The organism is Pseudofrankia sp. DC12, assembly GCF_000966285.1.
Taxonomy (GTDB): domain Bacteria; phylum Actinomycetota; class Actinomycetes; order Frankiales; family Frankiaceae; genus Pseudofrankia.
This window is the reverse complement of the sequence record NZ_KQ031391.1, coordinates 3112269-3136247: the sequence shown is the minus strand read 5'-3', so window position 1 is coordinate 3136247 and position 23979 is coordinate 3112269. Positions and strand designations below refer to the sequence as shown.

Annotated in this window: 15 protein-coding genes; 11 read left to right on the top strand and 4 right to left on the bottom strand. The window is 71.3% G+C overall.

Going from position 1 to position 23979, the window contains the following annotated elements; genetic code table 11:
* Positions 1–41 precede the first annotated feature (41 nt).
* On the bottom strand, positions 42–944 hold the full coding sequence (gene panC, locus FRADC12_RS12420; RefSeq protein ID WP_045876767.1) for a pantoate--beta-alanine ligase: 903 nt from the start codon (positions 942–944) through the stop codon (positions 42–44).
* A gap of 694 nt (positions 945–1638) precedes the next feature.
* Between panC and FRADC12_RS12415 the strand changes: the two genes are divergently transcribed.
* Positions 1639–2988, top strand: coding sequence for a UDP-glucose dehydrogenase family protein (locus tag FRADC12_RS12415; protein ID WP_045876766.1), 1350 nt, complete (start codon positions 1639–1641; stop codon positions 2986–2988).
* A 642-nt stretch (positions 2989–3630) separates the two neighbouring features.
* On the opposite strand, the gene FRADC12_RS12410 is transcribed toward FRADC12_RS12415, so the two are convergent.
* Positions 3631–6165: an MMPL family transporter gene (locus FRADC12_RS12410; RefSeq protein WP_045876765.1), complete on the bottom strand. Its 2535-nt coding sequence runs from the start codon at positions 6163–6165 to the stop codon at positions 3631–3633.
* A gap of 511 nt (positions 6166–6676) precedes the next feature.
* Here FRADC12_RS12410 and FRADC12_RS12405 point away from each other — a divergent pair.
* From FRADC12_RS12405 to FRADC12_RS12380, 6 genes are all read left to right on the top strand, one after another.
* The gene (locus FRADC12_RS12405; RefSeq protein WP_157488827.1) at positions 6677–9172 is read left to right on the top strand and encodes a hypothetical protein; all 2496 of its coding nucleotides are present in this window, start codon (positions 6677–6679) and stop codon (positions 9170–9172) included.
* 283 nt (positions 9173–9455) lie between these two features.
* On the top strand, positions 9456–10433 hold the full coding sequence (locus FRADC12_RS12400; protein WP_052710873.1) for a glycosyltransferase family 2 protein: 978 nt from the start codon (positions 9456–9458) through the stop codon (positions 10431–10433).
* Between the two features lie 120 nt (positions 10434–10553).
* On the top strand, positions 10554–11828 hold the full coding sequence (locus FRADC12_RS12395; RefSeq protein ID WP_045876763.1) for a glycosyltransferase: 1275 nt from the start codon (positions 10554–10556) through the stop codon (positions 11826–11828).
* Between the two features lie 422 nt (positions 11829–12250).
* Positions 12251–13828 carry a tyrosine-protein kinase family protein gene (locus FRADC12_RS12390; protein WP_045876762.1) on the top strand — a complete coding sequence of 526 codons (1578 nt, stop codon included), beginning with the start codon at positions 12251–12253 and terminating at the stop codon, positions 13826–13828.
* Entirely contained in the window at positions 13825–15516 is a 1692-nt protein-coding gene (locus FRADC12_RS12385) for an O-antigen ligase family protein (protein ID WP_045876761.1), read from the top strand. The genes FRADC12_RS12390 and FRADC12_RS12385 overlap by 4 nt, the downstream gene beginning before the upstream one ends.
* 5 nt (positions 15517–15521) lie before the next feature.
* A complete protein-coding gene (locus tag FRADC12_RS12380) occupies positions 15522–16709 on the top strand; it encodes a glycosyltransferase family 4 protein (RefSeq protein ID WP_045876760.1) in 1188 nt (395 codons plus the stop codon).
* Positions 16710–16847: 138 nt separating this feature from the next.
* On the opposite strand, the gene FRADC12_RS12375 is transcribed toward FRADC12_RS12380, so the two are convergent.
* Entirely contained in the window at positions 16848–18473 is a 1626-nt protein-coding gene (locus tag FRADC12_RS12375; protein ID WP_045876759.1) for a right-handed parallel beta-helix repeat-containing protein, read from the bottom strand.
* Positions 18474–18675: 202 nt separating this feature from the next.
* Positions 18676–20007: a GNAT family N-acetyltransferase gene (locus FRADC12_RS12370; protein ID WP_198152877.1), complete on the bottom strand. Its 1332-nt coding sequence runs from the start codon at positions 20005–20007 to the stop codon at positions 18676–18678.
* A 784-nt stretch (positions 20008–20791) separates the two neighbouring features.
* Here FRADC12_RS12370 and rfbF point away from each other — a divergent pair.
* The 4 genes from rfbF to FRADC12_RS12355 are packed head-to-tail and all read left to right on the top strand — an operon-like array spanning position 20792 to position 23940.
* A complete protein-coding gene (gene rfbF, locus FRADC12_RS12365; RefSeq protein WP_045876757.1) occupies positions 20792–21571 on the top strand; it encodes a glucose-1-phosphate cytidylyltransferase in 780 nt (259 codons plus the stop codon).
* Between the two features lie 4 nt (positions 21572–21575).
* On the top strand, positions 21576–22616 hold the full coding sequence (locus FRADC12_RS12360; protein WP_045876756.1) for an NAD-dependent epimerase/dehydratase family protein: 1041 nt from the start codon (positions 21576–21578) through the stop codon (positions 22614–22616).
* Positions 22613–22756 carry a Rossmann-fold NAD(P)-binding domain-containing protein gene (locus FRADC12_RS34875; protein WP_198152876.1) on the top strand — a complete coding sequence of 48 codons (144 nt, stop codon included), beginning with the start codon at positions 22613–22615 and terminating at the stop codon, positions 22754–22756. Before FRADC12_RS12360 ends, FRADC12_RS34875 begins: the two co-directional genes overlap by 4 nt.
* Entirely contained in the window at positions 22753–23940 is a 1188-nt protein-coding gene (locus FRADC12_RS12355) for a class I SAM-dependent methyltransferase (protein ID WP_045876755.1), read from the top strand. The genes FRADC12_RS34875 and FRADC12_RS12355 overlap by 4 nt, the downstream gene beginning before the upstream one ends.
* Positions 23941–23979: the final 39 nt, after the last annotated feature.

Here is a 23979-nt window from a genome sequence, read left to right as displayed (position 1 = left end):
CAGGCCGACCGGCGACGCGGCCGGGTCCGGGTGTGTCGATGTCACTGTTCCCCCGCTCCGGGCCCGGGGGCGGGCGCCACGGTGAGCTCGATGTTGTCTATCAGCCGAGTGGAGCCGACCCGCGCGGCCACCAGCAGCAGCGCCGGGCCGCCGGCCGGGCCGACCGGGCCGAGGCTGTCGGGGCTCGCGAGGGTGAGGTAGTCGACCTCCACGCCGGGCTCCGCGGCCAGCACGGCGCGGGCCGCCGTCAGCGTCGCGTCCGCGCCGTCGTCGGCCGCCGCGACCCCGGCGGCCAGCGCCCGGGACAGTGCCAGCGCCGACGCCCGCTGCGGCGTGGTCAGGTAGACGTTGCGGCTGGACAAGGCCAGGCCGTCCGGCTCGCGCACCGTCGGCACCCCGACCACCGTGACCGGGACGGCCAGGTCGGCGACCATCCGGCGGATGCAGACCAGCTGCTGGGCGTCCTTGCGGCCGAAGAAGGCCAGGTCCGGCCTGGTCAGGTGCAGCAGCGTCGCGACGACCGTCAGCATGCCGTCGAAATGCCCCGGCCGGCTGGCGCCCTCGAGGATCTCGCCGAGTGGCCCGGCGTGCAGCGTCACCAGCGGCCGCGGGTCGTGGATGACGACCGGCGCGAAGACGACGTCCGCACCCTCGCGGGCGCACACCTCGAGGTCGGCGTCGAAGGAGCGCGGGTAGCGGTCGAGGTCTTCCGCCGGCCCGAACTGCAGCGGGTTGACGTAGATCGTGACGACTACCTGGTCGGCCCGGCGCCGGGCCTCGCGGATCAGGGCCGCGTGGCCGTCGTGCAACGCGCCCATGGTCATCACGACGGCCCGGGTGCCGGTCGGCTCGGCCAGCAGCCGCGCGAGCTCGGGCCTGGTGCGGGCGACGACAGGGCGCAGGCGCGCGCCGGACACCGGATCGGCGGTTGGGGCGTAAGGCATGGGCCGTTCCAGTCCTCGGGGCGGTACCGGACGTCCGGATGACTGTAACCCCAACGCAACGACCGTGGAGTCAGTGTGACTGTAACTACCTGCGCTGGCCGTTCTCCGTGACGTCCGGGGTGGTGCGCCGCTGCCATGACGAGCAAGGCCGGGGGTAGTGGTGATCGCGGGTCCGACCCCGTCCAGCCCTGCCTCGTGGTCGTTCGCACGCGTCTTCGGGCGGCCGCGCGGTAGAACCGGGCTTCTTCGCCGGGCCGACGCCTGTCGGGACCGACCCACGCCGTCCCGATCGGCCCGGGCGCGTCGCCTGGCGGCAGCGCACTCGTGCCGAGCAACCGCGGTCTGCCCGTCCGGCGCGGGAACTGTCGGCGGTGAACCGGTAACTCGTCCGCAACAAATGCGTAGCGAGTTGCGCTGGCCATCTGTCGGACCGGCGGTCGGGCCGTGACTACCATGATGTGACGGCGAAATTCCATGGACCGGTTCGCCGCAGCTTTCGAGTCCATGGGGACGTGATTGGTCGTCGGTTGAGCTGGAATTCGAATCCACACACCGTCTGGAATTTCTGCCTGCTCCGCTGTCGGCGATCAGGCAGGCCGGTGCGTATCGCGGTTCACCGTGGCGCGGGGGCGTCGCGCGGATTTGCCCGGGCCGGCCGTGAGCGGCCGCGCCCGGCGGACGAAACGGGGGAACAATGACTGTCGGTACTGTGCCCGAGGTCACGCGGATCAGCGTGATCGGCACCGGCTACCTGGGTGCGACCCACGCGGTGTGCATGAGCGAGCTGGGTTTCTCCGTGGTCGGCGTCGACGTCGACCAGGCGAAGGCCGACAGCCTGGCGGGCGGGACGGTGCCCTTCTTCGAGCCTGGTCTTGAGGAGCTGCTGCGCAAGAACCTCGACTCCGGCCGGCTCTCCTTCACCACCTCGTTCGCCGAGGCCGCCGACGCCGACGTGCATTTCCTGTGCGTCGGCACCCCGCAGCGGCCGGACTCGCAGGCGGCCGACCTGCGCTACCTCGACGCAGCCGTCGACGGGCTGCTCGCCGCCGGGCCGAAGGCGGGCTCGCTGGTCGTCGGCAAGTCCACGGTGCCGGCGGGCACGGCCGCCGCGCTCGCCGGCCGGCTCGCGGCCCAGGCGCCGATGGTCCGGCTCGGCTGGAACCCGGAGTTCCTCCGGGAGGGATTCGCTGTCGAGGACACGCTGCGCCCGGACCGGCTCGTGCTGGGCGTGCCGGCGGGCGCCGGCGGGCACCGGGCCGAGGAGACGCTGCGGGCCGTCTACGCGACCGCGATCACGGCGGGCACACCGGTCGTGGTCACCGACTTCGCGACCGCGGAGCTCGTCAAGGCCGCCGCCAATGCCTTTCTCGCCACCAAGATCTCATTCATCAACGCCATGGCGGAGATCTGCGAGGTGACCGGCGGCGACGTGCAGACGCTGTCGACCGCGCTCGGCTATGACGCCCGGATTGGGCGCCGCTTCCTGGGCTCGGGCGTCGGCTTCGGCGGCGGCTGCCTGCCCAAGGACATCCGCGCGTTCCGGGCGCGCGCCGAGGAGCTGGGCGCCGGGCGCGCGGTCGGATTTCTCGCCGAGGTCGACGCCATCAACCTGCGCCGCCGGACCCGGGTCGCCGAGCTCGCCACCGAGCTCCTCGGTGGTGACGTGGCCGGCCGCCGGGTGGCCGTCCTCGGCGCTGCCTTCAAACCGAACAGCGACGACATCCGGGACTCGCCCGCGCTCGACGTCGCCGAACTGCTGCGCGAGGCCGGCGCGGTGGTGACGGTGACCGACCCGGCCGCCATCCCGAACGCCCGGCGCCGCCACCCCGAGCTGCGGTACGCGGACAACGCCGCCTCGGCCGCCGCCGACGCCGACATCGTCCTGCACCTGACCGAATGGGCCGACTTCCGGGAGATCGACCCGGCAGCGCTGCGGGCGCACGTCCGCACCCCGGTCGTCATCGATGGCCGCAACACCCTCGACATCGCCCGCTGGCGCGCCGCCGGCTGGACCTACCACGCCCTGGGCCGCCCGAACGTGTGACGGCCCCGGGCCCACCTCGTCCAGGCTCGGGAGGCCACTGTCTGGGCCTGCCACGCTCTGGCTGTCCGGACGTGCGATCGCGACCGGGGCCAACCCCGGTCCGGCGCCGAGCCCCCAAAAGGCCCGCCCCGCAAAGTGATTCCCATGTCGCCAACTGGTGGTTCCGATCCGGCCTGATCGCACCTATTGCAGACCGGACTCGCGATCATGGTCTGCGGGGCGACCCGGGCGAACCTCGCCGGCCTTACTCCCGTCTCATGGATCAGGCTGGAGCGCCGTTTTCCCGACCCAACCGGTGATCATAGGTGGCCTGTTCCGCTCCTGGAGATCATGATCGCGAACTGCGTAGGGAAAATGGCGTCCTGTGCCCCGGTTTGTGCCTTTTATCCCTGCGCAGTTCGCGATCAGGGCTCCTCTGGTGGCTCGATACCGCCTGAAGATCTGCGTTTGCGTGGGGAATCTGGCGTGGGCCGGGCGCAATGAAGATCGACGGCGAGTGTCCAAGGGGCGGAAGGGAAGGGGCGAGGACGGTTGGAGCCGTCAATGCAAAGGTGCCGGCTCCGCCAGCGGGGGACTGGCGAAGCCGGCACGACTGCGGGACGCAGGGACGGGGGCGCCGGGACCGGGGCGCCGCGGGACGGGTCAGCCGGTGTGGCTCGCGATCCGCGCGCCCTGGGCGGGGATTCCGCCGCCCGAGGGCGCGGCGGCCGGGAGCTTGCCGGTGCCGCCCGCGCGGGGGCGCCAGACGCGGTCGCCCAGCATGGTGAGCAGGGCGGGCATCAGGAACACCCGGATCACCGTCGCGTCCAGGAAGATCGCGGTGCCCAGCCCGACGCCCAGCTGCTTCATGCTCACCTGGGACAGCGTCGCGAAGATCGAGAAGACGGCGACCATGATGATCGCGGCGCTGGTGACCACGCCGGCGCTGCTGCGCAGGCCGGCCAGCGACGCGGCCCGCATGTCCAGCCCGGACTGCCGCGCCTCCCGGATGCGGGAGAGCAGGAAGACCTGGTAGTCCATCGACAGCCCGAACAGGATCACGAACAGCATCAGCGGGAGCCAGCTGACGACGCTGCCGGTGGCGGTGAAGCCGAGCAGCCCGTCCGCCCAGTGGTGCTGGAAGACCAGCTCGAGCACGCCGTAGGCCGCGCCGACTGACAGCAGGTTCAGCCCGACGGCGACGCCGGCGATGGCCGCGCTGCGGAACGACAGGTACAGCAGCGCGAAGGCCAGCAGCAGCACGAACCCGATGACCAGCGGGGTGCGGCTGGACAGCTGGTCGTTGAAGTCGATTGAGGCGCTGGCCTCGCCGCCGACGTAGGCGTGCGCACCGGGAACCTTGTCGATCGTCGTGGGCACCAGGTTGTCGCGTAGCTGGTGGGCCGCGTCGATCGACGCCCGGTTGTCACCGGTGCCGGCGAGCGGAAGGATCACCCGGGCCACCTTCTTGTCCGCGCTGATGTCGACGACCATCGGCTCGAAGCCGACGTGCGCGGCGACCGCCCGGGTCCGCAGCTCCTGGATCGCGGCGCTCACCGGAGCGGCGGTGACGTCGGGCGCTGTCACGGCGATCACGGCCGGGACCGGGCCGCCGGGGAACGCGACCAGCAGCCGGTCGTAGGTGTGGACGATGGGCAGGTCCTTCGGCAGGTCCGAGACGCCCAGGTCGGAGGTGTGCAGCCGCAGGGTCGGCGCGGCCAGCGCGAGCAGGAGACCGCCGGAGACGACGGCCACGGCCACCGGCCTGCGCATCAGCCGGTCGAGCAGCCGCACCCGGTCGGGGCGGCCCTGCCGGCGGCGGGCCGGGCGCGGCGCGGCAGCGGCGGCGAGCTGTGCGCGCTCCTCCTCGGCCTCCCAGTCGGCGGGGAGGCCGGACCGCCGGGCCGCGCTGGCCGCCAGCCGGGCGGCCTTGCGCTCCCGGCGGTTGCCCGGCGCGGCGGCGCGGTGCCATGGCAGCTTGCCGAGCTCGATCCGGTCGCCGAGCATCGACAGCAGCGCCGGCAGCACGGTGATCGAGCCGAGCAGCGCGATCAGGACGACGACGATCGTGCCCACCGCGATCCCGGTGAACGCGGCCATCCCGGTGATCATCAGGCCGGCCAGCGAGACCGCGACCGTCAGGCCGGAGACGAGGACGGCGTGCCCGGATGTCTCAGCCGCGATCTCCAGCGCCCGCCGAGCGCTGTGCCCCTTGGCGCGCTCCTCTCGTTCCCGGCGGATGTAGAACAGCGCGTAGTCGACGCCGACTGCCAGGCCGATCAGCAGCATCACCGAGGTGGCGGTCTGGTTGGTCGCCATCAGCCGGCTGGTGAAGGCGACGGCGCCGATCGCGCCGACGAACGCGGTCAGCGCCAGGCCGACCGGGACCAGCGCGGCGACGACCGCGCCGAAGACCAGGAGCAGGATCGCGAGGGTGATCGGGACGGAGAGGTACTCGGCCCGCTGGAAGTCCTTGCCGATCGTCTTGTTCAGTGCCTTGTCCGCGCTCGCCGAGCCGAACTGCTCGATCGACAGGCCCTGGTGGGCGGCGCCCGCGGCGGTGACGGCGTCCATCACCGGCCCGACGCGGCTGTCCGCGTCGTCGACCGTGCCGAGCAGCTCGAAGGTGACCAGAACGGACCGGCCGTCGGCGGAGATCAGACCGGGGTCGGCCGTCGCGCCGGGTGTGGCGATCGGCGTGCGCACCGCCGTCACCTCGTGCGTCGCGACGATCCGCCGGACGACGTCGGTCACGGCGGCCTGGACCTGCTGGTCCGCGGCCAGGCCGCCGGCCGGCCGGCTCGCCAGCTGGATCAGGACGTTCTCGCTGTCCCGGTCCACGAAGCCGTGGTCGCGCAGGGCCTGCTGGGCCTGGCCGTCCTGGCCGACGGTCCAGTCCGACTGCTTGAGGTTCCTGGTGCCGATCAGGCTGCCGGCCATGACGAGGGCGACGACGGCGAGCAGCCACCCGGCGACGGCGAGCTTGCGGTGCCGGACGCTCCACCGGGCCGCGCGGGCGGCGAGGTGCCCGCCGCGGGAGCGGCGGCGGTGGGTGCCGGCTGTCGGGAGGGCTGCTGTCGGGACGCCTGGGGACCCGGGACGGCCGGAGCCGCCCGCGCCCGGGGTGGCGTCGAGGTCGGTGGGCTCGGAAGCCGGGTCGGTGGCTGCCACGGCGGCGTCCGGCTGTCGTGTACGCATGCCTCGACGGTCCCGGAACGCGAGGTCGTGGTCACTGGAGTGGACCGGCGGATCCAGGGTGGGGCCAGCGGAACCGGCCGCGCGTGGGAGTACCACCGTGAGGGGTGGGGAATTCCCCACCCCTGTCGCTCTCCGTATCGTCGGGACGCGGCTATCGGACGACGTCAACTTTTCCGTAACGGCGGACTGGGATAATGCGCTGACGACTCGGTGAGTGAGGGTGATGAGCGACGCTGGGAGTGGCCCCGAGGCGGGTCCGGAAACGGGCGAGGCCGATGAGGCCGCCAGGGGGCGCAGCGAGACGCCGGGCGACCGCGAACACTCCTCGTCACCGGTCGAGCCGGAAGCGTCGCATGGTGTTCCTCCGCGTCGGCGGACGGACCCAGGACGTGGCGAGACGCGTGCCGAAGGTTCCGGCGGGGCCGGCGACGACAGTCAGACGATCAAGCTGCCGCCCGGGCGGGTCCTTCCGCCGTCTCCTCCCTCGGTCTACTCGCGCGCGGCGGTCCGCGTGGCGGTCGACGAGACGACGACGGTGCCACGCCCAGGCCGCGGCCCAGCCGAGCCACCCGCCTCGTCCCCACCGTCGGTCTATGCACCCACTCCGTCACGTGGGTCCCAGCGCGCGGAGGACCCGGGGGAGCGCACGACCCGGGTCGAGCGGCCCAGGACCGAGCGGCGTGACACCGTCGATCCGGCCCCGCCGGACCGCGCCTCGCCGGCCGGGGAGCGGACGACCAAGGTGGACCGTGCGCGGCTGGAACGCCGGGGCACGGCGGATCCGGCGGCTCCTGGGCGCGGCGTGGCCGGGCCCGCCTCCGACGCCGCCGGGCCGGCTGGGGAACGGACGGCCAGGGTCGACCGGTCGAGGGTGACGCGGCGGGACACCGTCGATGACCCTGCGGCTGTCACGAGCCGCGGCGTCGGCGTGCCGAAGGCACCGCCGCCGGACAGCACGGAGCTGCTCGACCGTCGCAAGATCACGGGAGCCGCGTCCGACGGACGGCCTGCCACGCCTCCGGCCGGCCGAGCACCGGCCGACCGGGCGGCAGCCGACCGCCCAGCGGTTGACCGAGGCGCGACTCAGGCCACCAGGCCTGTCGGTCACCGTGCCCTGGCGGAGCCGAACCCGGCCGAGACGACGATGCGGATCTCCCGCCGGGACCTCCCAGGCGGCAGGCAAGGGCGCATCGCCCTGCTCGCCGACCCGCTGGTGGCCGAGACGACCATGCATATGTCGCGCTCGGCGATGCCCCCGGGCTCGCTGCTGTTCCAGACCGGCCCGGTGCCGATCCCGCTTCGTGAGGAGCTGACGGGGGCCGCACCGACGCCGCCCCCCGAGGAGCCGCAGGCGCCGTCGCTGCTACGCCGGGTGCCGGCCGGCCTCGTCGACTCCAGCCTGTCGTCGCTGGGCAGCTTCATGATGGGCGTGTTCGCGCAGTATTTCCTACCCACGATGCTGGGCACGTACGGGCTCTTCTACACGGCCTTCATCGCCGTGTCGGTCATCCCGACGGGCATCGTCTTCTCGCCGGTCGAGTACACGTCGGCGGGTGTCGCGGCCCGGCACAGGCGGGTGCAGCTGCTGCCACAGTCGCTGCAGCTGGGCATGGCGCCCGCCGTCCTGGCGGCGCTGCTGGTGCCACTGGTCCTGATCATTCCGTCGCACGGGCAGTCGGCCGATTCCCGGGTCGGGTTCGCCGTGACGGCCGCCCTGGTCGCGGTGGCCTCGCCGATGCAGGACCACATCCGGCGGATGCTGCACCAGGCCGGAATGTCCTGGACCGCGGCCGCGACCTCCTTTGTACAGGTGCTGGCCGTCACGCTCGGACTGGTGACGGCCAAGGTCGCGCACGTGCCGCCGGCCTGGGTGCCGTTCGGCGCGCTCGCGGTCGCGAACTTCGTCTCCGGGGCGTTCGGGCTGTGGAAGGCCAAGCCCGGCCACCGGGCGCCGATGCTGTTGAAGCTGCGAACCCTGTTCGTCTCCATGGGCGGCTGGATCGTGGTGGGCAACGTGCTGTCGGCCAGCGGCCCGTTCCTCAACTTCGCGCTCCTGACGGCGCTGTCCGGCCAGGCGGACGTCGGTAGCGGCGAGGGGGCCCGGGTCCTGGCCCAGCCGGTCACCGTGCTGGTCATCGGGCTGCTTGCCGTGCTCAACCCGGAGATCATGGAAGCGGCGCACAACCGGTCCGTCCGCAGGCTGATCAAGATCTGTCTGCTTTTCTGGGGCCTGGTCGCGGTCGCCATCCTGGGGTGGGCGTTGCTGGTGGGCTTTGAATGGCCGTTCAACCCGCTTCCCAGGTTCCAGAAGCCCGCCTATCGGGTACACGGCTTGCTGCCCTGGACGATCGTCACCGAGGGTGCCGGCTACAGCGTCCTGGTACTGATCACAATCGCGAACGCCGCGGGCCGCGCGCGGGCGGCGTCGGTCGCGAGCCTGGTGGCCGTCGTCGTGTCCGGCATCGCCGTCGCGGCGACCGCCAAGGCCCTCGGCTCGTTCGCCCTGATCTGGGGTGCCGGGGCGACCCTCCTGGCGATGTACGTCGTCAACGGGGCGGTCATCGTCCGTGAGTTCCGGCGTCCCGCGCAGCCCGCCGCGACCGCGAGCCTGGCGGTCCCGGCCCCTCCGGCGGTGCCGGGACCGGTTGGTCCGGTGTCGCCGGGCCGCCCGGCTGCTGGACCGGGGCGTCCCGCGATGCCCGTCCCGTCGCGTCCCGTCGCGCCGGGGCCGGTACCAGGCCGGGGGCCCGCCGCCGGGCCCGGTCCGGCCGAGGTTCCTGCCCGCCGGGCGACGAGGCCTCCCGCACCCATGCCGGCACCGCCGACGCCTCGTCAGCCGAGGCCCGCGCCAGCGGCCTCCCAGGCGGACCCGCGTCCGCCGGCGCCCGCGCCGCGGCCGGAGCCAGAGCCGGAGCAGCCCACGCCGGCGGCGCGGCGCGGGCGGGGCCGGCATTCCAGCGGTGGGTCCGGCCTGCGCAGGCCTGACGTGTTCGACCGAGGCCGCTGACAGACCCCTGTTGGCGTGTCGTGAGGACGCGGCCCGGGCGGGGCGCGAGGCCCGTCCTGAGAAATCAGCAATACCCACCCTCTGAACATGAAAGATTTCACACCGTGATGACACCGGCGTGTACGGGCCTCCTAACTGGCTCACAGCCGGAGGCTCTAGGCTGGCAGGGACGGGGCTCCCGGATAGAAGGCCTCGCCGTGCCCGCGGGCGGAGCGCGATTCGGCCCGCCCAGGCTCGGCCCTGATGTCCGACAGACGGATGTTCGACAGACGGAGACGCTGCGATGAAGGAATCCCGGGTACCTGAGGTCAGCATCGGGATTCCGGTGTACAACGGCGCTGACTACCTCGGCTCGGCCATCGAGTCGCACCTCGCGCAGACCTTCGGCGACTTCGAGCTGGTGATCTCGGACAACGCCTCCACCGATGGCACCGAGGACCTCTGCCGCGGGTACGCGAAGGAGGACTCGCGGGTTCGCTACGTGCGCCAGGAGGAGAACATCGGCGCGAACGCGAACTTCAACGAGGTCGTCCGGCTCAGTCGGGCTCCCTACTACCGGTGGGCCGCCGACGACGACACCCTGTCGCCGGAGTACCTGGAAAAGACGTACGGCCTGTTGAGCAGGGACGACGACGCGGTCCTGTGTCACTCCTTCGCCTCGTACATCGACGAGGACGGCAAGCCGCTGCATCCGGCCGGCGACGGGGTGGGCTTCGTCGACGACAAGGGCACCTACGTCGACGGCCCGGACCCGAACATCGCCACCCGGCAGCTGCGCTCCCCCTACCCGCACGTCCGGTTCCGCGATGTGCTGCTGCACACGAAGTGGTGCTTCGAGATCTTCGGGCTGATGCGCCGCGAGGTGTTGCTGAGCACCGCGATGCAGCAGAAGTTCTACGGCACCGACCGGGTGATCCTCGCCGAGATGGCGTTGCTGGGGACCTGGCGGGTGGTCGAGGAGCCGCTGTGGCAGCGGCGCTCGCACTCGGGGGCTTCGAACAACATGAGCGTCTGGCAGAAGGCCAAGTGGAGCAACCCGGACGCGAAGAAGAGCGTGCTGCCCCCGGTCTCCAACATGATCCGCGGGTACATCGACGCGATCGACCGGCACTCCTTCCCGCCGGTCGAGCGGGCGCAGTGCTACGCCGCGGTCGGCGTGCTCGCGGTCCAGCCGGACAAGTTCCGCAAGCTGCTGGTGCCCGGCCCGCACAACTACTTCGGCATCGGCAACAAGCAGTCGAGCGCCGAGCACCGGCTGTAGGTCGTCACCGGGCGGCCGCCTCCCGGAGCCGCCAGCACGGCGGGATGGTGGATGGCTGCCCGCACCCGCGCGGAGGGGAACCGGCGCCGGTGGCGTCGGCTCAAGGGAGGATGGCCGAAGGTGAAGGTCGCGATCGGGGCATTTGCCTGCGGTCCCGGGGGTGGCTCCGAGCCGGGCGCCGGCTGGGAGTGGACCCGTGCCGCGGCGCTGCGCCACGACGTGTGGGTCTTCACCGACCCCTCCTGGATCGAGCCGATCCGGGCGGCGGTGCGCGCCGAGCCGGAGCTGCGGCTGACGGCCGTCGAGGTCCCGGCGCCGGCGTGGGCCAACTACCCGGGCGACTTCGGCCGCGGCGAGCGGATGCGCTACGCGGCCTGGCAGTACTTCCTGCGCCGGGCGGTCCGCGCCAAGCACGCGGAGATCGGCTTCGACATCACCCACCACATCACGTACGCGGCGGACTGGATGCCGTCGGGTGTCGTGCTGCCCGACGTCCCATTCGTCTGGGGCCCGGTTGGCGGGACGGCGCCGCTGCCGTCCCAGTTCCGCGAACAGCTCGGTGACAAGCAGTTCGCCGTCGAGGTCGCGCGTGGAGTGATCACCGCCGCCGGGCGGGTCGCCTGCGGTGAGCTGCTGTCCCGGCGGGCGAGCGTGATGCTCGCGGCGAACGAGGACGTCGCCCGCCGGTTCCGCCGGGCGCACCCGCGGGTCGAGCCGAACATCGCCCTGCACCTGGACCAGCTTCCGGTTCCCGCCGCGGCTCCGGGACACGGCACCAGGCCGGGCCCCGACCGCGCGCCCGCCGGCGCGCACCCGGAGGCCACCGCCGTCGAGGTCGGGCGTCCCGAGGCACCAGGCGGGGCCAAGCCGCAGCGGCGCGCTGTCTTCGCCGGCCGGCTGCTGGCGTGGAAGGGCGTCCGGCTCGCCGTCGCGGCGATCGCGCGGGCGCACGCGGACGGCTGGACACTGGACATCTACGGAGCCGGGCCGGACGAGGAGCAGATCCGCGCGGCCTGCGAGCGGCTCGGCGTGACCGACCGGGTGACGCTGCACGGTCAGCGGCCGCGGGAGGAAGTACTCGCGGCGCTCGCGAGCAGTGACGTACTGCTGTTCCCATCCATGCACGACAGCGCCGGCTGGATCGTCGCCGAGGCGCTCGCGCTCGGTCGTCCGGTGATCTGCCTGGACATCGGCGGCCCGGCCATGCAGGTCGGCGAGGTCAGCCGGTTCGGGATGGGGCAGCGGGGTGTCCGGGTCCGCCCGTACGGCGACGTGGTCGGCGCGCTGGCCCGCGCCCTGCGTGACTGCCCCGGCCCGCTCGAACCCGACCGGCGGTTCAGCGTCGAGCGGCTGCCGGACCTTCTCGACGAGATCTATGTCAAGGCGGCCCGGTAGCCGGGTCCCACGGGCCTTCTCGTCACTGGATAGCGCTCTGGTCGGGTTCCGTGGACCTGATCGTCGCGGGATAGTGCTGACGCTACCGTTACTGGACGGTTGCGGGACTTCGCAATGCTGACACGCCCGAACGGGGTGGCGTGACCAACGGGACCGTGGTCCCGGCGTTCTCTCGTTGACGTTCGGGCTAGCTCCTCGTCGTCCCAATGTCACCAGCCTCTGGCCGCCGGTCGCGTTCTGTGGAGAATCAGGCGCGTAGCCGGCTCGGGTGCCGTCGCGGGCTTACGTCCCGGCGGACCGGATGTGGGGTCGATGTAACCTGAGACCCTCATATCGACCGGCGTGTCCTTCGGGCCCTCTCCAGGTTCGAGACGCGATGATCCCTGTCCCGCGCGCTGGCCGCCCTAACCACCGGGAAGATCATGGATGCACTAGAGGTCTCACCGTTCGCCCCGACCGTCTTCGGCGCGATGAGCCGCCGGCGTGGACTGGTCCTGGTGTGTGTCGTGCTGCTGGGTGCGGTCGGGATCGCCATCGGGGTGAAGACGTCCGGTGCTGCCACGGCCAAGGCGTCGATCCTGGTGGAGGATCCTTCGGCCAGCAACCCCGACGCCCACTACGCGGCGAACCAGGCATCGATCATGAAGATGCCGAAGACGGCGGACGTGGCCGCGGCAGGGGTAAACAAGCAGTTCCCGAGTGCGCACCTGACCGGTCGTCAGTTGAGCAAGCATCTGACGGTCTCGCTGGACCAGAACAGTGACCTGATCACGGTCTCCTACCGAGACTCCAGCCCGGAGATCGCTCAGGCCGGCGCGAACGCGCTCGTTGACGCGTACAAGGCGGTCGTGACGACCATCGCCTCGGATGCCAATAAGAACGAGATCGACGGACTCCGCAAGGCGATCGCCACAGTGACCGCGCAGATCAACACCGACCCGGCCGCTCGTGCCGCCGGCTCTCCGCAGCAGGCCGTACTGAGCCAGCTGTACTCGCAGTGGTCGGCCGCGACCGGCAAGAGCGCCGTCACCCTGACCGGCATCGTCGACAGCTCACCGGCGGCCGTGCCGAGCAGTGCCTCCAAGTCCGCGGCCATCCGCTTCGGTCTGCTCGGCGTGGTGCTCGGCCTGCTGGTCGGCGCGGCCCTCGCGTACTTCACCGTCAACCGGCGGCCTCGGATCGAGAACCGCCTGGAGCCAGAGCTCCTGCTGGAGCGGCCGTTCCTCGCCGAGATCCCCGACTTCACGCTGGATCGCCTGCCGAGTGACCTCCCCGCCTTCGACGGTGAGCGATCGGCAGCCGCCGAGGGTTTTCGGTTCGCCGCGGACGCGCTGGAGTCCGGCCAGACGTACGCGGTGATCTCGGCTACCTCCGGGGACGGGAAGAGCGTGACGGTGGCCAACCTCGCAGTCACCGCCGCGAGGTCCGGCAAGCGGGTCCTCGCCATTGACGCCAACTTCGACGGCCAGGGCCTGTCCTGGCTGCTCGGGGTGCCGTCCGAGCGGGTCGGGCTGGCCGACGTGCTGCACGGTTCGATCAGCGCCGAGGAGGGTATCCGCCTCGTCGAGCAGGTGCCCGGCAAGCTGTTCATCCTGCCGCCCGGGCTTGCCGACGACGGGCGCCCGGTCACGTTCGACCCCGAGGCGATCGGCGACGTGCTCAAGGAGGTCCGCCGCCGGTTCGACCTCGTGCTCATCGACGCCCCGGCGGTGCTGGAGCGGGCGGCCGGCACGGCGCTGGCCAAGCAGGCCGACGCGGCCGTCGCGATCATCCCGTTCGGCGCGGACATCCGGGTCACCGAGGAGTTCGCGAAGCGGATCAGTCTGCTGAGCCTGCCGGTGCGCGGCTACTTCTTCACCCGCTCGCCGCGGCGTGGCGGCACTGGTGCCGGGAAGCGGCGAGCCGCACAGCCGGCCGCCAGGAAGGCTGGCCTATCCGGCGGATCCAGCGGTCAGGGCGGCAACCGGTACAACAAGCCGTCTGTCGGATCCGGGGTATGACGGCTCCAGCCGCCGGGCTGTCGCTGCCCGCCGGCGGCCTGGGTGCGCGGGCCGGGTCCGGCCCGCGCACCAGGCCCGGCATGTGGCTGGGCCGGCGGTGGCGGCGGGCGCCGCGGCCGGCCGCCATGCGCGGATCGGTCAACTCCGCGGTCCGGCGGATGGGGATGCCCGCGGCCGAGCGGGCCGCGCGACGGATGACGATGTACGGCCTGTTCGTCACCTTCGGCATGGTGCTCTGCGGGCGCGGGTTCGCGTACCTGGGCATCGCCCCGATCAACCTGTACATCAGCGAGATCACCATCATCACGATGGTGATCTTCAGTCCCACCCGGACGTACCTCGCCGGCCTGCTGCGCCAGGCCGGCCGGGCGGGGCGGCTGCACCTGCTCGCCGTCGCGATGATGGTGTTCTTCTGCTACGGCGTCGCCGAGACCATCCGCGGCCTGTTCGACGGCGGCAGCTCGACCACCCTGCTCAAGTCGCTGCAGCTGTACTACTACCCGGTTCTCCTCTCCTTCGGGATGTGGATGGGCGTCCGGGACCCGAAGATCTTCAGCAAGCTGGTCTGGGCGCTGGCCTGGGGCAACGCGACCTATGGCATCGCCTACGCGGTCTTTCTCAACAAGCTGCAGGTCACGGTGCCGGGCAATCCCGGCGCGCCGTTGTTCGACCTGGGCCTGACGAACGCGGCGATGGCCATCCTCGGGCTGGTCGTCTACCACCGCCGCAGCAAGTGGCTGATCCCGCTGGTGCTGCTGAACGTGGCCGTCCTGTTCGGGCATCAGATCCGGGCCGAGTGGCTGGCCCTGATCGTCTCGCTGGTGATCTACTGCGTGCTGACCAGGCAGTACCGGCGGCTGGCGGCCGGTCTCGGCGTCATCCTGGTCTTCGCGACGGTCATCACGATCATCAACGTCAAGATTCCCGGCCCGACCGACCGCGGTGGCGCCGTACGGCCCACCGACGTCATCGGCCGGGCCGTCGGCTCGGTGGACCCGGAGCTCGCGAGCCAGTTCACCAGCGCGGACCGGGTCGAGGGCGCGAACGGCACCGCCCAGTTCCGCCAGGCGTGGTGGCACGGCATCTGGCACAGCGCCACCAGCGACCCGACCTTCCTCTTCTTCGGCCACGGCTACGGGTTCAACCTGCAGACGCTCGCGCCGCCGGGCAACGTCGACACTACGGTCCGCAGCCCCCACAACATCATCTTCTACTCGATCGGCTACACCGGCTTCGTCGGCGTCGCGCTGATGGCGCTGCTCTTCTACGCGATCGCCCGGCAGCTGTGGACGGTCTACAAGCGGACCGGGAACCCGGTCGGCCTGGCGCTGATGGCACTGATGGTGACGGCGTCCCAGTTCGAGCCGTTCCTGGAGTCGCCGTTCGGCGCGGCCGCCTGCTACCTGACGCTCGGCATGTGCCTCGCGCCGCTGATGCGGCTGGGCGGCGGGGACGGGCGCAGGCTGCCGGCCCGGCTGGAGCGGGCGCTGGCCGGGATGGCCCACGACCGGCCGGCGCTGGACCTGGAACCGGCGCCGATCCCGGCGCAGCGCCGCTACGCCTCCCGTGGCGGTTCCGTTCCAGGCGTCGAGACCCTGCCCGAGCCGGGCAGCTCCGGCCCGGAAAGCCCGCCGCTACGTCGGCCGGCCGCGCTCTCCGCGGGAGCCCCGCGCCCAGGGAGAAGGTGACGGCTGTGCGCGTGCTGGTGGTGCACAACGACTACGTCAGCGCCAACCCGTCCGGGGAACGCCGGGTCGTGAACGACGACCTGGAGAACCTGCGGGCGGCCGGCGTCGACGTTCGGGCCTACATCCGGTCCAGCGACGAGATCGGTGGCCTGACCGGCGCGGCCAAGGCTGAGCTGCTGGTCCGCCCGCTCTACTCCCGTGAGGACACGGCCAAGGTCGCCCAGATCCTGCGCGACGACCGGATCGACGTGCTGCACCTGCACAACCCGTACCCGCTGATCTCGCCGCAGGTCGTCCGGGTCGCGGACGCGGCCGGGGTGGCGGTCGTCCAGACCGTGCACAACTACCGGATGGCCTGCGTCAACGGCGCGTTCTTCCGGGACGGCGAGATCTGCACGAAGTGCGCGACGAAGCGGGTGCCGCTTCCCGCGATCCAGTTCAGCTGCTACCGCGACTCGCGGTCGCAGAGCCTGGTCATGACGGCGGCGCTGGCCGCGCACCGGCCCACCTGGCAGCTCGTCGACCGGTTCCTGCCGGTCACGCCGTTCATGGCGAAGCACCTGCGTGACGCCGGCGTCGCGGCGTCGCAGATCACGCCCAAGCCGAACACCGTGCACGACCCGGGCCCCGCGACCGCGCCCGGCCGGGGCCTGCTGTTCGCGGGCCGCCTGGTGGAGGAGAAGGGCATCCAGCTGCTGCTGGCCGCCTGGGACCACTTCCACCGCCACGGCGGCGGCTGGCTGGACGAGCTGACCATCGTCGGCGAGGGGCCACTGCGCACCGAGGTCGAGCGGGCCGCCCGGGCGCTGCCCGGGGTGCGTTACCTCGGGCCGGTCCCGAGCGAGCAGGTCGGCGAGCTGATGCGCGCGTCGGCGGCGGTGGCCGTCCCGTCGCTGTGGTTCGAAGGCTTCCCGATGACGGTGCTGGAGGCGTACGCCCGCGGGCGCGCGGTCGTCGGCACGTCGGTCGGCTCGGTCGGCACCGTCGTCGACGGCGAGGTCGGCTGGCGCGCGGCCGGCACCGAGCCGGAGGACCTCGCCGCCGCGCTCGCCGAGGTGGACGCCGTCAGCGCCGCGCGCCGCGGCGCGGCGGCCAGGACGCGCTTCGAGACGTCGTTCAGCCCCGAGGTCGTCACCAAGCAGCTCGTCGCGATCTACGAGGACGTGCTGGCCCTGCGCCACGCCCGGCCCTGAGACCGGGGCCGGCCGAGACCCGGGCCGGCCGAGACCGGGGCCGGCCGAGACCGGGGCCGGCCGAGACCGGGGCCGGCCGAGACCCGGGCCGCCAGCTGGGGCTGGCGCTGGGGCCCTGGCCGGATCAGGCCGGTGGGCTCAGCCCGCCTGCGGGGTGGCGACGGCGGCGATGATGCCGTTGGTGTCGTGGCCCTGGGCCTGCCAGGCGGTGAACGAGCCCGCGCCGAGGCTGAACAGGTTCGAGCTCGGGGTCACCCGGCCCCACGTGAGCACGCTGTTGTCGGTGAACACGATCTCGTCGCCGTCGGTGCCGAAGGCGAAGGCCGCCGTCGGGATGCCGATCGAGATCACGTTCCCGTGGATGGCGTAGCGCGCCGGGTGGATCCGGCCGCCGTAGTGGGACGCGATGCCGAAGCCGCCCTGCGTGCCGACCTGGATGAAGTTCTGGTCGACGGTGGCGTTGGCCGAGTCGGACAGGAAGATCGCCGAGTACTGGCCCCGGGTGTCGAACTCGCGGTTCATCGCCAGGCCGGTGTCGCCGTTGCGGCGGAACGTGTTCTTGGTGATCTCGATGCCGCCGTCGTTCGCCTCGTACCAGACGCCGGCGGCGAGGTTGTCCTCGAACAGGCTGCCGGTGACCTTGAGGTTCTTGTTCCCGGTGTCGAACCAGGTACCGGCGCCGTACGAGTCGTGAATCCAGTCCCCGCTCAGGCTGACGTTGCTCCGGCCGGACAGCTTGAGCCCGCCGGCCTCGTCCCAGTACGAGTAGCGCTCGACGTTCGACCAGCCGATCTCGGTGTTGTTGATCTGGATGTTGTTGCCGTTCGGCGCCGCATCGAGATGCGGGTCGCCGCCGATGCCGAGGTCGCCGTTCAGCAGCACCTGCATGGAGCCGGAGCGGCCCTGCTGGTCGGACGACTGGTCGCCGCTGCCGCCGTAGGAGCCGGTGGTCGGCGCGATCGTCCCGACGATGGTGTTGTCGATCTCGGTGTTGATGCCGCGGCCGTGATGGCCGAGCACCAGGCAGTCCTTGATGGTCCAGCCGGTCTTCATCTCGACCCCGGCCTCGTTGAAGCCGGTCGCGGTCTTCTCGACGGTGAGGTTGACCAGGTTGACGTTGGTGGCGGTGGTGTTGGTGTCGCCGACGCCGACCCGGCGGACGGCCAGTTCGAAGCGGTGCCCGGCCGGGTCGTCCGCGATGTACACCCGGTGGGTGTCGTAGTCGATCCAGAAGTCGCCGGAGCCGACCTGGCCGCGCTGCGCCTTGTGCAGCAGCGGGACGTCGTCGCGGTGCAGCAGGTCGGTGTCCAGCGCGTCGATGTCCGGGGTGACGCCATCCCACAGTGCGGCCACCTTGCCGCGCAGCGGCCACGGGTCGGTGAAGTACCAGAGCCTGCCGTCGCGGTGCCACGACGACGCGGTGACTGCGTTGGCGCCGTCGATCCGGGTGCCGTCGCGGCTTTCGCCCTGCAGCGTCTGCCCGCTCTTGGGGATGACGCTCTCCCGGTAGGTGCCGTTCTTGATGTAGATGGTCGCGCCCTCAGGCGCCGCGTCGACCGCCTTCTGGATGCTGGTGTAACGCTGACCGGCGCCGACGACGTAGGGCGTGTCGGGCGCGGGGTACGTGGCCAGGCTGCCGGACGGCGCGGCCGTCGGCACACCCTGTTCGAGCGTCCCCGGCGCGGCCGGCGTCCCGTGCCCGCCGCCGCAGGCGGCGAGCAGGACGGCCGCGGCCACCAGCGCGGCGGTGCGTACCGCGGGCACTCTCGGCCCTCGGCGCGGCGGACCGGACCTCGACGTCGCCCGCCGGCCGCCTCGCGGGTCGGGCGGCGTCGGCGGGGCAGGCCGAAAACCCCAGGTCGTCGTGGTCGTGTCGGCGGGGGGCCCCATGGGCTCAATTCTTACGTAACGGAAGACAGAAGAAGACTATCGCAGCCTGGACTGCACCAGTTTTCTGCCTGTTGGGCTAGTCGCCGGCGCGAATTGTGTGAAACTGGAACTCGCGTCGGTAGCGCAGCGCCGCCGACAGCGGCCAGTACGCCGCGAAGGCCAGCCGCGCCGACGGCGTCGATGGCACCACGAGGAACTGCGGGTAGTAGTCGACCTGCTCGCTCCAGCGCAGCTTCGCCTCGTCCGGGCCGGCGGACAGGTGCAGCCGGCTGGCACCCCGCGCTATCGCGTCGGTGGCGACGGTGTGGATGATCAGGGCCATCGGCGAGTAGCTCCACGCCTCGGCGGTCAGCCCGGAGACCGAGAGGTAGCTCGCCCGCGTGTTGGTCAGCACCAGCTGGGCGGCGATCACCTCGCCGTCGAGCTCAAGCTGGTAGATCGCCGCCCGGCCGCGACCGGCGAGGTCCACCACCGCCTCGCGCAGGAACGGCTCCGCCGGGCCGGTGAGCGAGTTGATGTGCGATTCCTTGCCCGTCAGGACCGACCGGGCCGTGTGTAACTGGCGCAGCGTCTCGAAGGCGGCGGAGATCTCCTCCTTACCGGTGACCGCGCGCACCGACCAGGGCTTGCCCGTCCTGGTCAGCCGGTTGCGGGCGCGGCGCACCGACTCCTTCACGTTCCGCTTGAGTACCAGCGGCTCGGGAGCGGTGGGCAGTGGCAGGGTGACGACGGCGCGCGGCGCCTTCCCCATGATCGTCGGCGGGTGCTCCGCGGCCGACGCCGGCCGGAACCACTGGGCCTCGAGCCAGGGCACGTCGCGGTCGAGGGTGATCTCGATCCAGTGGGCGCGGGCGTCGGCGGGTGCCCGGTCGATCAGGTAGCGCAGTGCGGTGCGGGTGACGCCGCGGGGGTCCTCGCAGGGGTGCGTGAGCGGGGACGGAAGCTCGGTGATCCCGGACGTGATCAGGCAGCCGAACAGCTGGATCGAGCGGAAGGCCAGCCCATGGCGGCCGACGGCGGCCAGGTAGCAGGGCAGCACTCCGACGAGTTGGCCCTCGCGACGGACCGTGACGACCCAGAGGTCGTCGTCGACCGGAACATAGGTGCGGGCCCACGCCAGCAGCCAGCCTGGGTCGTTGAACGGGTTCTGGTGGCCGGCCTCATACAGCCGCTCCCATTCGGGGCGCAGCGCGGCGATCTCGGCGTGGCTGGCGAGCCTGGCGACCTCGTAGCGCTCGTCGCCGGGCCGCTCGGCGGCCTCGGCCGGCGCGCCGAGCCGCTGGCGCGCCGTGGCGACGAGAGCCCGCCCGACCGACCGCGCGCCGGCCAGCGACCGGGCCAGGCCGGCGGCGCCGTCGCCGAGGGGACGCGCGGTTGAGGCGCTGGTGGGCAGCGCATGCGTCAGCACGACCGGAGCAAGGACGGCCGACACTGGCCGTCGAGGGAGAACGGACATCAGATCCCGCCATACCGAAGGTTTGGGGCGACGACGACTGGATGGTTGGGGACACCGCCTCTGATGGATGCCGCAGTGGGAACAGCCGTGCCCGCGGCGCTAGAGGTGTTTCGGCCTCGTCGGCATTGATGGCCCCCGAGAGCGGACCCTCACAGATCGCGTCCCGTCTGGACCTGCCACTGGGGGCAGTGCCGACGATGGGGTGGGGCGCCTCAACATCGTCTACCACGCGCGTGCGAGGCCGCATGCCGGCAAATCTAGCATTTTGATCACTAACAAGCCGCTGACGCGTGTGTCCTGTCAGTTGCCCGACATCCCCGAACGGTCCAACGGTCAGAGAATCGCCACGTTCCGACGCATCGGTTCCGGCGTCGACGCCTCAGGCGGCCCACCCGGCAGGCCGCGAGCGTGACCTATGGGCCCGCCAGGGGCGCGGGGCGCCTGATGTTCGCTGGAATGCGTTGTGTAGCATCCCTCGAAGAAGTGGCCTGGTAGGCGGCGCGAGGGGGTTGGTCCGCACATCGGGTAGGCGGGCGCCGAGTAGCTGTGATCCGAGGAGAGTTGCTCACACTACGGCCGTCATTCCCGCGGCTGGGCGGAGCCGCCGGCCTGGCCCGGTGAGCGGCGCCGCTGCCAGGTAGCCCCGCTGGTCCCCGGCCGTCACGCGGCGGCCGCGTGCGGCGCCCGACGCCGCCGGCTGGCCGCGGGCCCATCGCCAGGAGAACGAGAGGGAAGCATGAAGATTGGTATCCTCGCGGGCGGGCTCGGTACTCGGCTCGCGGAGGAGACCGCCACTAGGCCCAAGCCGATGGTTGAGGTCGGTAACCAGCCGATCATGTGGCATATCATGAAGTACTACGCCCACTTCCACCTGACCGACTTCACCGTCGCGCTCGGTTACCGGGGCGAGTACATCAAGCGGTGGCTGGTGGACTACGCGTCCTTGGCCGCGAACGTGTCGGTCTCGTTGCGGGACGGCAAGGTGCAGTGGCACGAGCCGGAGACCGAGCGCGAGGACTGGAACGTCAGCCTCGTCGAGACCGGCCTGGAGACCAACACCGGTGGCCGGATCAAGCGGCTTCAGCCATGGATCGGCACCGAGGGCACGTTCATGCTCACCTGGGGTGACGGTGTCGCGGACGTCGACCTGGACGCCCTGCTCGCTTACCACAAGTCACACGGGAAGCTCGCCACCCTCACCGCGGTGCGCCCGCCGGCCCGGTTCGGCCACATCGAGATGGACGGCGACCGGATCACCGAGTTCTCGGAGAAGCCGCAGACCGGTGAGGGCTGGATCAACGGCGCATTCTTCGTGCTCGAGCCTGAGATCTTCGACTACATCGAGGGCGACTCGACGCAGTTCGAGAAGGAGCCGTTGGAGGAGCTGGCCAAGGACGGCCAGCTCATGGCGTACAAGCACAGCGGCTTCTGGCAGTGCATGGACACCATTCGTGATCGAAAGCTGCTCCAGTCGCTCTGGGACTCCGGCAGCGCTCCATGGAAGGTCTGGGACTAACGAGATGCGCATTCTCGTCACCGGTCATGACGGCTACATCGGCACGCGGCTGATTCCCCTGTTCCGCGCCGCCGGCCACGAGGTCGCCGGTCTGGACAGCGGCCTGTTCGCCGACTGCACGCTCGGGAACGAGCCGGAGGCGGTGCCCGCGGTCCGGGCCGACATCCGGGACGCGAAGCCGGAGCACTTCGAGGGCTTCGACGCGGTCGTCCACCTCGCGGCCCTGTCCAACGACCCGCTCGGCGACCTGAACCCCCAGACGACCTACGACATCAACGCGCATGGCACCGTCAGTGTCGGCCGGGCGGCGAAGGAGGCCGGCGTCGGCCGGTTCGTCTTCTCCTCGTCCTGCAGCCTCTACGGCGCGCACGGCGACGCCCCGATCGACGAGTCGGCCGAGTTCCTGCCGGTGACGCCGTACGGCGAGTCGAAGGTGATGGCCGAGCAGGGCCTCACCGAGCTGGCCGGCGACGACTTCCACCCGGTGTTCCTGCGTAACGCGACCGCCTACGGCGTCTCGCCCCGGCTGCGCGGCGACCTGGTCGTCAACAACCTCACCGGCTACGCGCTGACCACCGGCGAGGTGCGGATGAAGAGCGACGGCACCCCGTGGCGGCCGCTCGTGCACATCGAGGACATCGCCCGCGCCATGCTCGCCGTCTGCGAGGCCCCAGCGGAGAAGATCCACCTCGAGGCCTACAACGTCGGTCGTACCACCGAGAACTACCGCATCCGCGAGGTCGCCGAGATCGTCGAGGAGATCGTGCCGAACAGCAAGATCTCGTTCAGCGACAGCGCCGGCCCGGACAAGCGGAACTACCGGGTCGACTGCGACCGGTTCGCCGACACCTTCCCGGCGTTCCAGCCGGTCTGGACGGTCCGCAAGGGCGTCGAGGAGCTGTACTCGACCTTCGTCCAGGAGGCCCTCTCCAAGGCCGACCTGGAGGGCGCCCGCTTCCAGCGGATCCGGCGCATCCAGGAGCTGATCGACGCGGGGACGATCGACACGTCGCTGAAGTTCACGGCTCCTGAGACGTCGGCGTGAGCGATCTTGGTTGTCGGTCCCGCCGGACCGTCAGGCCTGCCTGGAACCACGTCGACGAGATCATGAAGCAACAGGACGAGTACCTGCGGCGGGGCGGAAAGTTCAGCCGCCCTGTCCCGAGCCCGAGGATCGTGCCATGACGAGCATCGACCGCTGCCCGGCGTGCGACGGGGCCAACCTGACCCCGTTCTACGCCAAGGACCAGGTCGCCTCGCACAGCTGCCTGCTGATGGACTCCGAGGCCGAGGCTCTCGCCTTCCCCAAGGGCGACCTGCGGATCTCGTTCTGCGACGACTGCGCCTTCGTCTTCAACGCCGACTACGACGGCCATATGGCCGCCTACTCGGAGAAGTACGAGGAGACCCAGGCCTTCTCGCCGCTGTTCCGTGAGTTCGCCCGTGACCTGGCGAAGCGGTGGGTCGACAAGTACGACCTGCACGGGAAGTCGGTCCTGGAGATCGGCTGTGGCAAGGGCGAGTTCCTGGTCAACATGATCGAGCAGGGCGCGGGCGCCGGGATCGGCATCGACCCGGGCGTGCGCCCCGAGCGGATCGCCCCCGAGCTTGAGGGCAAGCTGACCTGGATCGCCGACTACTACGGCCCGAGCTACAACCACCTGAAGGCCGACGCGGTCGTCTGCCGGCACACGCTTGAGCACATCTCGCCGGTGGGCGAGTTCATGCGCAACGTCCGTGCGGCCATCGGTGACCAGCCGGACACGATCGTGCTGTTCGAGCTGCCGGACGTGCTGCGCATCCTTGAGGACGCCGCGTACTGGGATGTCTACTACGAGCACTGCACGTACTTCTCGGCCGGCTCGCTGGCTCGGCTGTTCCGCGCGACCGGCTTCGAGGTGCTTGAGGTCACGCGCGAGTACGACGACCAGTACCTGGTGATCGAGGCCAAGCCGTCGACCGTGCCGGCCCCCGGCGAGCCGCTGGCGATCGAGGACGACATCGAGCGGCTTGCCGCGTCGCTCGCGCCGTTCGAGCAGAAGGTCAACTCCAGCCTGGACAACTGGGCCGTCGAGATCCGCGCGGTCCGAGCTCGGGGTGGGCGCGTCGCGATCTGGGGCTCCGGCTCCAAGGGCGTGTCGTTCTTCGCCGGCCTAGGCGAGGCGAGCAAGCTGGTCGACTACGCCGTGGACATCAACCCGTACAAGCACGGGAAATACATGGCTGGCAGCGGGCACCTGATCGTCGGGCCCGAGCAGCTCGTCGAGGACAAGCCCGAGCTCGTGATCGTCATGAACCCGATCTATCTGGCCGAGATCGGGGACGAGCTGAAGAAGCTCGGCGTCACCACGGAGCTGAAGGAAGTCTGACCCTCCTGTAACGTAAGGGTCGAGTCGTCCAGGTAGACG

What these genes read in the sequence shown, in the direction of transcription:
- panC (WP_045876767.1), bottom strand. Translation starts at nt 944, where the DNA reads ATGCCTTACGCCCCAACCGCCGATCCGGTGTCCGGCGCGCGCCTGCGC.
- FRADC12_RS12415 (WP_045876766.1), top strand. Translation starts at nt 1,639, where the DNA reads ATGACTGTCGGTACTGTGCCCGAGGTCACGCGGATCAGCGTGATCGGC.
- FRADC12_RS12410 (WP_045876765.1), bottom strand. Translation starts at nt 6,165, where the DNA reads ATGCGTACACGACAGCCGGACGCCGCCGTGGCAGCCACCGACCCGGCT.
- FRADC12_RS12400 (WP_052710873.1), top strand. Translation starts at nt 9,456, where the DNA reads ATGAAGGAATCCCGGGTACCTGAGGTCAGCATCGGGATTCCGGTGTAC.
- FRADC12_RS12390 (WP_045876762.1), top strand. Translation starts at nt 12,251, where the DNA reads ATGGATGCACTAGAGGTCTCACCGTTCGCCCCGACCGTCTTCGGCGCG.
- FRADC12_RS12385 (WP_045876761.1), top strand. Translation starts at nt 13,825, where the DNA reads ATGACGGCTCCAGCCGCCGGGCTGTCGCTGCCCGCCGGCGGCCTGGGT.
- rfbF (WP_045876757.1), top strand. Translation starts at nt 20,792, where the DNA reads ATGAAGATTGGTATCCTCGCGGGCGGGCTCGGTACTCGGCTCGCGGAG.
- FRADC12_RS12360 (WP_045876756.1), top strand. Translation starts at nt 21,576, where the DNA reads ATGCGCATTCTCGTCACCGGTCATGACGGCTACATCGGCACGCGGCTG.
- FRADC12_RS12355 (WP_045876755.1), top strand. Translation starts at nt 22,753, where the DNA reads ATGACGAGCATCGACCGCTGCCCGGCGTGCGACGGGGCCAACCTGACC.